Source organism: Pseudomonas sp. 05L36 (assembly GCF_056398125.1).
In genome coordinates this window covers 330,899-343,065 of the sequence record NZ_JBFTOU010000003.1, presented here as the reverse complement: position 1 = coordinate 343,065, position 12,167 = coordinate 330,899, and the positions used below count along the sequence as shown (strand labels likewise).

Below are 12,167 nucleotides of genomic sequence, written 5' to 3'. Positions count from 1 at the left end.
AGGGCCGGTTCACGAGGCCACCGGTTGCAGATGGTTCGAGGCGCGTCGATAGAGCATGAGCGTCGCGCACAGCGCGCACAGGGCTGCAAAGCTCATCCAGTAACCTGGCGCCGCCTTGTCGCCGGTGTACTGGATCAGCAAGGTCGACATCGCCGGGGTGAACCCGCCGAACACGGCCGTGGCCAGGCTATAGGCGAGGGAGAAACCGGCCACCCGGACTTCCACTGGCATGATCTCCGTCAGCGCCGGGATCATTGCGCCGTTGTACAGGCCGTAGATGAACGACAGCCACAGCAACACCAGCAGCATGTGGATGAAGCTGGGCGCGTTGACCAGAAAGGTCAGCATCGGATAGGTGGTGGCGATGGCCAGCACAGCCATGACAATCAACACCGGGCGGCGACCGATTCGGTCGGACAGGGCTCCGCCAATCGGCAGCCAGATGAAGTTCGAGACGCCGACCAGCAATGTCACCAGCAGCGCATCGGACGTGCTCAGGTGCAGCACGGTTTTACCGAAGGTCGGCGCGTACACCGTGATCAGGTAGAACGCGGTGGTGGTCAGGGCGACCATCATCATGCCAGCGAACACGGTCAGCCAGTTTTGCCCCAGGGTGCGGAACACTTCACCCATGCTCGGGCGGTGTTTACGGGTGGCGAACTCTTCGGTTTCTTCCAGGTTGCGGCGCAGCAGGAAGATGAACGGCACGATCATGCAGCCGACGAAGAACGGAATCCGCCAGCCCCAATCGGCAATCACGTTCGGCGCCATCCACTGGTTCAAGGCGTAACCCAGCGCGGCGGCGACGATGATCGCCACTTGCTGGCTGCCCGACTGCCAACTGGTGAAAAAGCCCTTGTGGCCGGGTGTGGCGATCTCGGCGAGATACACCGACACGCCGCCCAATTCCGCACCGGCGGAAAAGCCCTGCAGCAGCCGCCCGATCAGCACCAGGGCCGGGGCGAACAAGCCGATGGTTTCGTAGCCGGGCACCAGCACAATCAGGATGGTGCCGCTGGCCATGATCGACAGAGTCACGATCAACCCTTTGCGTCGGCCCACATCATCGATATAGGCACCCAGCACCACCGCGCCCAACGGACGCATCAGAAAGCCTGCGCCGAACACGGCGAAGGTCATCATCAGCGAGGCGAATTCGCTGCTGGCCGGAAAGAATACGGCAGCGATTTGCGTGGCATAGAAACCAAAAAGGAAGAAGTCGAACTGTTCGAGGAAGTTGCCCGAGGTGACCCGGAAAATGGCACTGGCGCGAGAGCGTCCGCGCGGGATTGAGGCTGTCATCGATAAATACTCCACCGCTTTTATGACGTGCGCTGCCTGGACGCGGCGCACGGTTCTTATTGGGGCGGATAGTGGAGCAGGGGGATCGATATGTTAATTGCATAGTTGGCATGCATTGATGTGTGAAGTGGATCAATGCATTCGTGGACGTGCTCGTGCAGTTACCGGTACAGGCACCCGTCGACGAAACGCTATTCGCTATGTACCCGCACTACGCTCTCGGTGCCCAGCCGATACTGATTGTTCCCGCTGCGCTTGGCCTCATACATCGCCAGGTCGGCAATGTGCAGCAAGCGGTCGATGCTCGGCGCATGATCGGGGAACACGGCGACGCCGAGGCTGGTGCCGATGTGGCGCTGGTCGTTGCCGATGGTGACGGGCGGGGAGAGTTCGACGAAGATTTTCTGGCAGATGGTGCGCGCTTCGTCTTGCAGGCTTTTACCTTGGGGCAGGTCCTGGAGGATGACCACGAATTCGTCGCCGCCGATCCGGGCGACGGTGTCGGTGCCACGCAGAATGCGCTTGAGCCGTGTGGCGGTCGTGACCAGCACCCGGTCGCCCGCCGCATGACCATAGCGGTCGTTGATGGCCTTGAAACCATTGAGGTCGACAAACACCAGCGCCACCCGCGTGGCACCGGCGCGTGCCTGTTCCAGCGCTTCGGACAGGCGCTCTTCGAGCACCAGGCGATTGGGCAGGCCGGTCAGCCGGTCGTAATGGGCCAGGTGCTTGAGGTAGTTGGCCGAGGCCTTTTCTTCGGTGATGTCGCGTACCACGCCCATCATCTTGATCGTTTCGTTGTGGTCATTCTTGACCACGTTGCCGGTTTCCCGCAGCCAGCGGATCGTTCCGTCGAGCCAGACCACGCGGTACTCTTCGTCATGGTTTTCGCCGGTTTCCAGGCAACGCAGTTCGCCGGCCCGAACCCTGTGCCGGTCGTCCGGATGCACGCAGGAGCAGAACAGGGCGTAAGAGGGCATCACTTCGCCGATCTTGAAGCCGAACATGCCGAAAATTGCATCTGACCAGTACAACCGGTCGGTGTCGACATCCCAATCCCAGGTGCCGATACGAGCGAAATACTGGCTGCGTTTGAAGCGCTCGGCGTCGTCATCCTGGTGGATGCTTTGGCCTTCGGACAGGCTGTTGATGATCGCGCGATACTCCGCCAGCTGCTTGTGCAGCGAGCGTTCGCGCCAGACCAGCGCGACGATCAGGGTAAGCGTCATTGAACCAAGGATGACGCTGGTCCAGAGCAGGATCATTCGGGGGTGGCCTTCAGGGCGGTGAACCGTACGGGTAATTGTTGATTATTTTAGTTCAGTAAACAGCTTTAAACGCCGCGCGCGGAGACGGCAATGGTTGCCAATCGAGAGCAAATCTGGGAAAACGGCGCCCGTCAGGCCCTTGAGGGCGAGTGAGCATACGAGTGAATTCAATGAATGACGAGCTTCAGGTAATCGATCTGCAAGTGGGTGACGGAAAAGCCGCCATCAAAGGCGCGCTGATCACCACCCAGTACCGTGGCTGGCTGGAGGACGGGAGCGAATTCGACTCTTCCTACAGCCGTGGCAAACCCTTCCAGTGCGTGATAGGCACCGGGCGGGTCATCAAGGGCTGGGATTTGGGCATCATGGGCATGCAGGTCGGCGGCAAGCGCAAGTTGCTGGTGCCGGCGCACCTGGCCTATGGCGAACGCACCATGGGCAAGATCACGCCGAATTCGAACCTGATCTTCGAAATTGAATTGCTGGAAGTGCTGACGCGGGATGATTGACTTGAAGCTGGCTAGCCAACGCGAACGCCTGGCGCCGGTCCATGAGTCGTCTCACCTGACCGTCGAATACCGCACTGCTTGAGCGGTTTTCGGTCGTTCACTGAACAGCGCGATCCGTCCATTCACGGACGGGCGGTAATGCCAGGTCAGGCGATCCAGTGCCGGTTTCATCGCCAGAATTTGCCGGACGGTAGCGCCAGCAATGCATAACGCCAGTCGTTGCCCCGGACATTGATGGCACCCCGCACCAAAGGTGAAGCTGCGCCAGTTCGGGTGGTCGAGCAGGAAGGTGTCGGGGTTGTCGTTGAGCTGCGGGTCGCGATTGGCCGAGGCCAGCAGCACCAGGATCACGTCTGCGGCTTTCAGCTGCACCCCGTCAATCTCGCAGGGGGCGGCGACGAAGCGGCGGGTGTTCTGTACCGGCGGGTCGAAACGCTGCACTTCGGCCAGCAGGTCTTCGACAGGGGTTGATTCGCTGCGCAACGACGGGTGTTGAATCAATGCCAGCACGGTGTTGCCGATCAGTCCGGCAGTGGCCTCGAAGGTCTGGGAGAACAGGCCGATCAGGTTGGCGATCAGCGTTTGCGGTGCGCCGGACGCGAAGCGCTGGCGGATGCCTGCAAGCAGAAGGCTGTGGTTGTCCGGGTCGGCCAGAAGCTCGACACAGTAACTGCTCATTTGTTCGGCGGCAGCGTGGGCGGCGGTCAATTGCGCCGCGTCACTCAAGGGCGACAGGCAGGCGACGAAATCCGCCGTCAACTCGCTGATGGCGCGGCCCTGAGCCGGGGTGAATCCCAACAACGCCGCCACCACGCACACCGGTCCGCGAAACATGGCGTTGTACAGGCCAGCGGCATCCGCGGTCATCAATCGGGCGCTGACCAGGGCCTCGACTTCCCGCGTATCGATCAACTTCAGCCCCGGCTCAATCGCCGACCGTGGGCAACGCTGGCGTTCACCCTCATTCATGCGCATCAATTGGCCGAACACCTGGCCGGCCATGCCGTCGGCGATCGCCTTGGGGACTGGCTCCTGCGCCGGTCGAACATGGCAATCGGGATGCGCCAGGACGGCGGCCACCGCCCGGGCGCTGCTGGCCACCCACAGGTTCAGCCCTGGATGAAAAGCCAGCCCACCTTCGGCACGCAGTCGTGCGTAGTAGGGATAGGGATCGGTATGGGTCGCAGCGATGATCGGGTCCATGGGGCGCAGCCTTTTGTTGTTGGAAAGTGTTGCTACTATCTCCAGTCCGAAAGGGCGTTGATTCGTCCGGGAGCGAAATATGAGCGCAGAACAACACGACATCGGTGTCTCGCAGGTAGCGGCAGCCATCGCCGAGCCTGCACGGACGAAAATCCTCTGTTCGCTGATGGACGGCCACGCCCGCACCAGCACCGAACTGGCGACGGTGGCCGAAGTCAGCGCGTCGACCGCCAGTGCCCACTTGGCCAAACTCAAGGAGCTGGCGCTGGTGCGGCTGCACGTTCAGGGACGTCACCGCTATTACAGCCTGGCGGACAAACGCGTGGCCCAGGCCCTGGAAGCGCTGATGGTGATCGGCCAGAACACTGCGCCGAGCTTCCAGTCGCGGACCCCGGATCGCCTGCAGTTTGCCCGCACCTGCTACGACCACATGGCGGGCACCCTGGCGGTGCTGATGCATGACCGGATGCTCGAAGCGGGCTGGCTCGAGGAAACCGACGAACAGGCCTATCGCTTGAGTGACAGTGGTTCGGCAATGTTTCAGGGGCTTGGGATCGAGGTACAGGACTTGAGCACCTTGCGCCGCCGCTTCGCCTGCCCGTGCCTGGACTGGAGCATGCGTCGGCCGCATCTGGGCGGATCGCTGGGTGCGGCGTTGCTGCAAACGGCGCTCAAGCGCAAGTGGGTGACCCAGGATCTGGACAGTCGCGCGTTGGCGTTGACGGCGTTGGGGCGCAAGGAGGTAGCGGGGCGGTTCGGGGTCGATTTGCGGTTGGATATTGAGGAGAAGAGCAAAAGATCGCAGCCTGCGGCAGCTCCTACAGGGGCTGCGATCTTTTTACGCCCGTGAAAAAGCCCCCCATCGGTCACCCGATGGGGGGCTTTTGTGCGTCTGGCGTCAGATCAAACCTTGACGATCCAGCCCGCTGGCGCTTCGATGTCGCCGGTTTGCACGCCGGTCAGCTCTTTGTAGAGCTTCTGGGTGATCGGGCCGACTTCAGTTTCGCTGTGGAACACGTGCAGGTGGTCGTTGTAGTTGATGCCGCCAATTGGCGTGATCACTGCAGCGGTGCCGCAAGCGCCGGCTTCCTTGAAGTCCGACAGTTTGTCGATGAACACGTCGCCTTCGACCACATCCAGACCCAGGCGGGACCGGGCCAGTTCGATCAGCGACAGACGGGTGATGCCCGGCAGTACCGATGGCGAGTTCGGGGTCACGAACTTGTTGTCGTGGGTGATCCCGAAGAAGTTGGCCGAACCGACTTCCTCGATCTTGGTATGGGTCAGCGGATCCAGGTAGATGCAGTCGGCGAAATGCGCTTTCTTGGCCTGGGAACCCGGCATCAGGCTGGCGGCGTAGTTGCCACCGACCTTGGCGGCACCGGTGCCTTGTGGCGCGGCACGGTCGTAGCTGGAGATCAGGAAGTTGTGCGGGGTCAGGCCGCCCTTGAAGTAGGCGCCGACCGGGATGCAGAAGATCGAGAAGATGAACTCGGGGGCGGTACGCACGCCGATGTTGTCACCCACACCGATCACGAACGGGCGCAGGTACAGAGCGCCGCCGGTGCCGTACGGCGGAATGAAACGCTCGTTGGCGCGGACCACTGCTTTACAGGCTTCGATGAATTGCTCGGTGTCCACCTGCGGCATCAGCAGGCGGGCGCAGCTGCGCTGCATGCGCAGGGCGTTCTGGTCCGGGCGGAACAGGTTGATCGAACCATCCTTGCAACGGTAGGCCTTCATGCCTTCGAAGCATTGCTGGCCATAGTGAAGGGCAGTGGAGCCTTCGCTGATGTGCAGCACGTTATCTTCGGTCAGGGTGCCCTTGTCCCACTCGCCATTGCGAAAGTACGACAGATAGCGCTTGTCGGTCTTGATGTAGTCAAAACCCAGCTTGTCCCAATTAATGCTTTCGTTACCCATGACACCCTCTATCTCTTAACAACCGCCGAAACGGTTCAAGGCTTCTGACGTTTTTTGGATGGGGACAACAATACTTCATTCCGGGCCCATTTCGCAGCCCGGACTATCGGATGACAGACAGATAAATCGAGTTGGCCTCAAGAAATCGCCAGCAGGCTGGCTCCCACAGGGGAACGCATTCCAAATGTGGGAGCCAGCCTGCTGGCGATGGGGCCATCTCTGCCGCCATCAATCGCTCTGAATCACAGATGCAACGCATGCCCCAACGCCCGCAACGCCGCTTCCTGCACCGCCTCACCCAGCGTCGGATGCGCATGGATGGTGCCGCCGATGTCTTCCAGCCGCGCGCCCATCTCCAGGCTCTGGGCAAACGCCGTGGACAGCTCCGACACGCCAACGCCCACCGCCTGCCAGCCGACAATCACATGATTGTCGCGACGGGCGACCACGCGCACGAAGCCGCTTTTCGACTCCAGCGTCATGGCCCGGCCATTGGCGGCGAACGGGAAGTTCGACACGATGCAGTCCAGGCCTGCGGCCTTGGCTTCGTCCGGGGTCTTGCCGACTACCACCAGTTCCGGGTCGGTGAAGCACACGGCGGCGATGGCGGTCGGGTTGAACTCGCGGGTCTTGCCGCTGATCAGCTCGGCGACCATCTCGCCCTGGGCCATGGCCCGGTGCGCGAGCATCGGTTCGCCGCTCAGGTCACCGATGGCATACACGTTGCGCATGCTGGTCTGGCAGCGGTGGTCGATCTTGATCGACGAACCGTTCATGGCCAGGTTCAGCGCTTCGAGGTTCCAGCCCTGGGTGTTCGGCTTGCGACCGACGGCCACCAGCACCTGATCGGTTTCCAGGTTCAGGGTCTCGCCGCCTGGTTCCAGTACTTGCAAGGTATTGTTAGAAGAATCAAAACCTTGAACGCTATGTTTCAAGTAAAGCTTTACGCCGAGTTTTTTCAGTTCGTCGTGCACCGGTTGAGTCAATTCGGCGTCGTAGGCCGGCAGGATGCGCTCCTGCGCTTCCACCACGCTGACTTCGGCGCCCAGCTTGCGATAGGCAATGCCCAGCTCCAGACCGATGTAACCGCCGCCGACCACGATCAAGCGCTTGGGCACGGAGGTTGGCGCCAGGGCTTCGGTGGACGAGATGATCGGCCCGCCAATCGGCAGCATCGGCAGGTTCACGCTTTTCGAACCGGTGGCCAGCACCAGGTGCTCGCACTGGATACGCGTGTCGCCGACTTCAACGGTCTTGCCGTCGATGACCTTGGCCCAGCCTTGAACAACCTGGACCTTGTTCTTTTTCAGCAGCGCCGCAACGCCAGTGGTCAGGCGATCGACGATGCCGTCCTTCCACTCGACGCTCTTGGTGATGTCCAGGGTCGGCGCCGAGACGCTGATGCCCAGCGCCGAGTGCTGGTTGTGGTGCCGGGTCTGGTGGAACTGCTCGGCGACATGAATCAGTGCCTTGGACGGAATGCAGCCGATGTTCAGGCAGGTGCCGCCCAGGGATTGGCCTTCCACCAGAATGGTCGGAATGCCCAGCTGGCCGGCACGGATCGCTGTTACGTAACCGCCGGGGCCGCCGCCGATGATCAGCAGCGTGGTGTTCAAAGTCTGCATTCGTTACTCCACAAACAGAGTGGCGGGTTGTTCGAGCAAGCCGCGAATGGCCTGGATGAAGAGCGCCGCGTCCATGCCGTCGACCACGCGGTGATCGAAGGAGCTGGAGAGGTTCATCATCTTGCGGATCACGATCTGGCCTTTGATCACCATTGGCCGTTCGACGATCTTGTTCACGCCGACAATCGCCACTTCCGGCAGGTTCAGCACCGGCGTGCTGACGATGCCGCCCAAGGCGCCAAGGCTGGTCAGGGTAATGGTCGAACCGGACAACTCGTCGCGGCTGGCCTTGCCATTGCGTGCGGCGTTGGCCAGGCGAGCGATTTCCGCTGCGCTGTCCCACAGGCTGCGGGCTTCGGCATGACGCACCACCGGCACCATCAGGCCGACATCGCTCTGGGTCGCGACGCCGACATGTACCGCGCCGAGGCGGGTAATGACCTGGGCTTCGTCGTCGTAACGGGCGTTCATCTGCGGGAAGTCGCGCAGGGCGACGACCATGGCGCGGACCAGGAATGGCAGCAAGGTCAGCTTGCCGCGGGTGGCGCCGTGTTTTTCGTTGAGGTGCGCGCGCAGCTCTTCCACAGCCGTGACGTCGATTTCTTCGACATAACTGAAGTGGGCGGCACGCTGGGTGGCGTCCTGCATGCGCTGGGCGATCTTGCGGCGCATGCCGATCACCGGGATCTGCTGTTCATCGGTACGTTGGGCGTAAGCAGCCGCCACCGGTGCCGAGGCGGTCGACTGACCCTGAGCCAGATAGGCGTCGAGATCTTCGTGCAGTACGCGGCCGGCAGGGCCGGTGCCTCGGACCAGACGCAGCTGAATACCGAGGTCCAGCGCATGCTTGCGCACGGCCGGGGAGGCCAGCGGACGCTCATCGGCCTCGCGAGCAACCATCGGGCCCTGGCAAACGGCAGCTTTCGGCGCTGGGGCAGCGGCCGGTTTGCTTTCAACCACGGTTTCTACTTTGGCTGCGGCCACAGGCGCTTCTTTAACAGGTGCCGGTTGCGCCGACTCCTTAACGTTGCCCGCGCCTTCGACTTCAATGCTGATCAGCACGCTGCCGACCGCCATGACTTCACCCGGCTGGCCACCGAGGGCAATGACCTTGCCATGCACCGGCGACGGGATATCGACCATCGCCTTATCGGTCATGACATCGGCCAGTACCTGATCTTCGACGACCATGTCGCCGACCTTGACGTGCCATACCGACAATTCAACTTCTGCAATGCCTTCACCAATGTCCGGCATTTTAATGATGTGCGTGCCCATTCAGACCTCCATGACCCGTTTCAACGCCGCGCCCACTCGGGACGGGCCTGGGAAATACGCCCACTCTTGCGCGTGCGGGTAGGGAGTGTCCCAACCGGTGACGCGTTCGATCGGCGCTTCCAGGTGGTGGAAGCAGTGCTCTTGCACCAGCGCCGTCAGTTCGGCGCCGAAGCCGCAAGTGCGGGTGGCTTCGTGAACGATCACGCAGCGCCCGGTTTTCTTCACCGATTTGGTGATGGTTTCGAGGTCCAGCGGCCACAGGCTGCGCAGGTCGATGACTTCGGCATCCACGCCGCTTTCTTCAGCGGCCACTTGCGACACGTAGACGGTGGTGCCGTAGGTCAGTACGGTGACGTCCTTGCCCGGACGGGCGATAGCGGCAACGTCCAGCGGTACGGTGTAGTAACCGTCCGGAACCTGTGCGGCGGGGTGTTTCGACCACGGGGTTACCGGGCGTTCGTGGTGGCCGTCGAAAGGACCGTTGTACAGTCGTTTCGGCTCCAGGAAGATCACCGGGTCATCGTTTTCGATGGAGGCAATCAGCAGGCCTTTGGCGTCGTAGGGGTTGGACGGCATGACGGTGCGCAGACCGCATACCTGAGTGAAGAGTGCCTCGATGCTCTGGCTATGGGTCTGGCCGCCGTAGATGCCGCCGCCACAGGGCATGCGCAGGGTCATCGGCGCGGTGAATTCGCCAGCCGAGCGATAACGCAGGCGCGCGGCTTCGGAAATGATCTGATCGTAGGCCGGGTACACGTAGTCGGCGAACTGGATCTCCACCACCGGGCGCAGGCCGTAGGCGCCCATGCCCACGGCGGTGCCGACGATACCGCTTTCAGAGATCGGCGCGTCGAACACCCGGGAGGTGCCGTACTTGGCTTGCAGGCCTTCGGTGCAGCGGAACACGCCGCCGAAGTAGCCCACGTCCTGGCCGAAGACCACGACGTTGTCGTCACGTTCAAGCATCACATCCATGGCCGAGCGCAGGGCCTGGATCATGGTCATGGTGGTCGTGGTCATGGCGGTTTCCAGCTCGATATTGTTGTTGTGATCGTTCATGTCAGATCCCCAACTCTTGACGCTGGCGCTTCAAGTGCTCCGGCATCTCTTTGTAGACGTCTTCGAACATGGTCGCGGCGCTCGGAATCTGGCCGCCGGCGAGGGTGCCGTACTGCTCGGCTTCTTTCTGCGCGGCGATCACTTGGGCCTCCAGTTCGGCGCTGACCGCGGCGTGTTCCTCTTCGGACCAGTGACCGGTCTTGATCAGGTGCTGCTTGAGGCGCGCGATCGGATCACCCAACGGGAAGTGGCTCCAGTCATCGGCGGGACGGTATTTGGACGGATCATCGGAGGTCGAGTGCGGACCGGCGCGGTAGGTGACCCATTCGATCATGGTAGGGCCGAGGCCGCGGCGCGCACGTTCGGCAGCCCAGGCCGAGGCGGCATAGACCGCGTAGAAATCGTTGCCGTCGACCCGCAGGGAGGCGATGCCGCAACCGACGCCACGACCGGCGAAGGTGGTGGCTTCACCACCGGCAATCGCCTGGAAGGTGGAGATCGCCCACTGGTTGTTGACCACGTTGAGGATCACCGGTGCGCGGTACACGTGGGCGAACGTCAGGGCGGTGTGGAAGTCCGACTCGGCGGTGGCGCCGTCGCCGATCCACGCCGAAGCGATTTTGGTGTCGCCCTTGATCGCCGAGGCCATGCCCCAGCCCACGGCTTGCACGAACTGGGTGGCGAGGTTGCCGGAGATGGTGAAGAAACCGGACTCCTTGACCGAGTACATGATTGGCAACTGACGTCCCTTGAGCGGATCGCGCTCGTTGGACAGCAGTTGGCAGATCAGGTCGACCAACGGTACGTCGCGGGCCATCAGGATGCTTTGCTGGCGGTAGGTCGGGAAGCACATGTCGTCGATGTTCAGGGCCAGGGCCTGGGCGCTGCCGATGGCTTCTTCGCCAAGGCTCTGCATGTAGAACGACATCTTTTTCTGACGCTGGGCGACCACCATGCGGTTGTCGTAGATGCGGGTCTTGAGCATGGCACGCATGCCCTTGCGCAGGATCTCCACCGGCACGTTTTCGGCCCACGGCCCAAGGGCATTGCCCTGGTCGTCGAGCACGCGAATCAGGCCACGGGCCAGATCAGCCGTGTCAGCCGGTTCAACGTCGATAGGGGGTTTGCGCACCGTGCCGGCATCGGTCAGATGCAGGTAGGAAAAGTCGGTTTTACAGCCGGGACGGCCCGAGGGTTCGGGGACGTGCAGGCGCAGCGGTTCATACGCTTGGGTCATGGCTTCTACGCTCGATCTTGTGAATTTCTTGTAGTGAGCTGACAGATTTCGTTCGGTAGAAGAAATCTTGTCCTACAACAATCATAGGCCCGCCCAAGAAGAATATTTCTCTCTGTTTCGTTGCGCTAAAGATCATTTGCAGATAAAAAACCTGCATAAACACAAAAAACAGGTGGTTTTGTCTCATGCGCAAACTGGACCGTACTGACATCGGCATTCTCAACAGCCTTCAGGAGAACGCACGCATCACCAACGCCGACCTGGCGCGTTCGGTGAACCTGTCGCCGACGCCGTGTTTCAACCGGGTCAAGGCCATGGAAGAACTGGGGGTGATTCGCGAGCAAGTGACGCTGCTCGATGCCGACCTGCTGGGGCTGCATGTGAACGTGTTCATTCACGTCAGCCTGGAGAAGCAGGTGGAGGAGGCGCTGCAGCATTTCGAAGAGGCGATTTCCGATCGCCCCGAGGTGATGGAGTGCTACCTGATGGCCGGCGACCCGGACTATCTGATCCGGGTGCTGGTGCCGACCATCCAGTCGCTGGAGCGCTTCATGATGGACTTTCTGACCAAAGTGCCGGGGGTGGCGAACATCCGCTCGAGCTTTGCGCTCAAGCAGGTGCGCTATAAGACCGCACTGCCGTTGCCGGCGAATGGGCTGACGTTGGGTAACTGAAAATCAAGGATCGCGCTTTGTAGGAGCTGCCGAAGGCTGCGATCTTTTGATTCTGGCGACAGATGGATCGCTGAAGATCAAAAGATCGC

The 12,167-nt window shown here is 61.6% G+C and carries 11 protein-coding genes; 3 read left to right on the top strand and 8 right to left on the bottom strand.

Translation table 11 applies throughout. The features are described 5' to 3' along the window. Nucleotides 1-9 precede the first annotated feature (9 nt). Nucleotides 10-1,302, bottom strand: a complete 1,293-nt coding sequence (gene tcuC / locus AC1DKH_RS05375) for a tricarballylate/proton symporter TcuC (RefSeq protein ID WP_477764083.1) — start codon at nucleotides 1,300-1,302, stop codon at nucleotides 10-12. A 191-nt stretch (nucleotides 1,303-1,493) separates the two neighbouring features. Continuing rightward, on the bottom strand, nucleotides 1,494-2,567 hold the full coding sequence (locus AC1DKH_RS05370; protein WP_477797655.1) for a diguanylate cyclase domain-containing protein: 1,074 nt from the start codon (nucleotides 2,565-2,567) through the stop codon (nucleotides 1,494-1,496). A gap of 173 nt (nucleotides 2,568-2,740) precedes the next feature. Between AC1DKH_RS05370 and AC1DKH_RS05365 the strand changes: the two genes are divergently transcribed. Then, nucleotides 2,741-3,079 (top strand): FKBP-type peptidyl-prolyl cis-trans isomerase, encoded by a 339-nt coding sequence (locus AC1DKH_RS05365; RefSeq protein ID WP_477754568.1) that lies wholly within the window; start codon nucleotides 2,741-2,743, stop codon nucleotides 3,077-3,079. 51 nt (nucleotides 3,080-3,130) lie between these two features. Here AC1DKH_RS05365 and AC1DKH_RS05360 read toward each other — a convergent pair whose 3' ends face one another. Beyond that, on the bottom strand, nucleotides 3,131-4,282 hold the full coding sequence (locus tag AC1DKH_RS05360; protein ID WP_477797654.1) for a cytochrome P450: 1,152 nt from the start codon (nucleotides 4,280-4,282) through the stop codon (nucleotides 3,131-3,133). Nucleotides 4,283-4,361: 79 nt separating this feature from the next. Here AC1DKH_RS05360 and AC1DKH_RS05355 point away from each other — a divergent pair, with 79 nt between their 5' ends. Further along, the gene (locus AC1DKH_RS05355) at nucleotides 4,362-5,132 is read left to right on the top strand and encodes an ArsR/SmtB family transcription factor (RefSeq protein WP_477797653.1); all 771 of its coding nucleotides are present in this window, start codon (nucleotides 4,362-4,364) and stop codon (nucleotides 5,130-5,132) included. A 53-nt stretch (nucleotides 5,133-5,185) separates the two neighbouring features. On the opposite strand, the gene AC1DKH_RS05350 is transcribed toward AC1DKH_RS05355, so the two are convergent. From AC1DKH_RS05350 to AC1DKH_RS05330, 5 genes are all read right to left on the bottom strand, one after another. Further along, nucleotides 5,186-6,205: a branched-chain amino acid aminotransferase gene (locus AC1DKH_RS05350; protein WP_223455986.1), complete on the bottom strand. Its 1,020-nt coding sequence runs from the start codon at nucleotides 6,203-6,205 to the stop codon at nucleotides 5,186-5,188. A 242-nt stretch (nucleotides 6,206-6,447) separates the two neighbouring features. Further along, nucleotides 6,448-7,830: a dihydrolipoyl dehydrogenase gene (gene lpdA, locus AC1DKH_RS05345; protein WP_477797652.1), complete on the bottom strand. Its 1,383-nt coding sequence runs from the start codon at nucleotides 7,828-7,830 to the stop codon at nucleotides 6,448-6,450. A 3-nt stretch (nucleotides 7,831-7,833) separates the two neighbouring features. Continuing rightward, on the bottom strand, nucleotides 7,834-9,108 hold the full coding sequence (locus tag AC1DKH_RS05340) for a dihydrolipoamide acetyltransferase family protein (RefSeq protein ID WP_477797651.1): 1,275 nt from the start codon (nucleotides 9,106-9,108) through the stop codon (nucleotides 7,834-7,836). Then, nucleotides 9,109-10,167: an alpha-ketoacid dehydrogenase subunit beta gene (locus AC1DKH_RS05335; RefSeq protein WP_477755845.1), complete on the bottom strand. Its 1,059-nt coding sequence runs from the start codon at nucleotides 10,165-10,167 to the stop codon at nucleotides 9,109-9,111. Between the two features lies 1 nt (nucleotide 10,168). Further along, entirely contained in the window at nucleotides 10,169-11,404 is a 1,236-nt protein-coding gene (locus AC1DKH_RS05330) for a thiamine pyrophosphate-dependent enzyme (RefSeq protein ID WP_477760366.1), read from the bottom strand. A 185-nt stretch (nucleotides 11,405-11,589) separates the two neighbouring features. On the opposite strand from AC1DKH_RS05330, the gene bkdR reads away from it, so the two are divergent. Further along, a complete protein-coding gene (gene bkdR, locus AC1DKH_RS05325) occupies nucleotides 11,590-12,078 on the top strand; it encodes a Bkd operon transcriptional regulator BkdR (RefSeq protein ID WP_007976593.1) in 489 nt (162 codons plus the stop codon). The last annotated feature ends 89 nt before the right edge of the window (nucleotides 12,079-12,167 follow it).

What these genes read in the sequence shown, in the direction of transcription:
- AC1DKH_RS05360 (WP_477797654.1), bottom strand. Translation starts at nt 4,282, where the DNA reads ATGGACCCGATCATCGCTGCGACCCATACCGATCCCTATCCCTACTAC.
- lpdA (WP_477797652.1), bottom strand. Translation starts at nt 7,830, where the DNA reads ATGCAGACTTTGAACACCACGCTGCTGATCATCGGCGGCGGCCCCGGC.
- AC1DKH_RS05335 (WP_477755845.1), bottom strand. Translation starts at nt 10,167, where the DNA reads ATGAACGATCACAACAACAATATCGAGCTGGAAACCGCCATGACCACG.
- AC1DKH_RS05370 (WP_477797655.1), bottom strand. Translation starts at nt 2,567, where the DNA reads ATGATCCTGCTCTGGACCAGCGTCATCCTTGGTTCAATGACGCTTACC.
- tcuC (WP_477764083.1), bottom strand. Translation starts at nt 1,302, where the DNA reads ATGACAGCCTCAATCCCGCGCGGACGCTCTCGCGCCAGTGCCATTTTC.
- bkdR (WP_007976593.1), top strand. Translation starts at nt 11,590, where the DNA reads ATGCGCAAACTGGACCGTACTGACATCGGCATTCTCAACAGCCTTCAG.
- AC1DKH_RS05365 (WP_477754568.1), top strand. Translation starts at nt 2,741, where the DNA reads ATGAATGACGAGCTTCAGGTAATCGATCTGCAAGTGGGTGACGGAAAA.
- AC1DKH_RS05355 (WP_477797653.1), top strand. Translation starts at nt 4,362, where the DNA reads ATGAGCGCAGAACAACACGACATCGGTGTCTCGCAGGTAGCGGCAGCC.
- AC1DKH_RS05330 (WP_477760366.1), bottom strand. Translation starts at nt 11,404, where the DNA reads ATGACCCAAGCGTATGAACCGCTGCGCCTGCACGTCCCCGAACCCTCG.
- AC1DKH_RS05340 (WP_477797651.1), bottom strand. Translation starts at nt 9,108, where the DNA reads ATGGGCACGCACATCATTAAAATGCCGGACATTGGTGAAGGCATTGCA.
- AC1DKH_RS05350 (WP_223455986.1), bottom strand. Translation starts at nt 6,205, where the DNA reads ATGGGTAACGAAAGCATTAATTGGGACAAGCTGGGTTTTGACTACATC.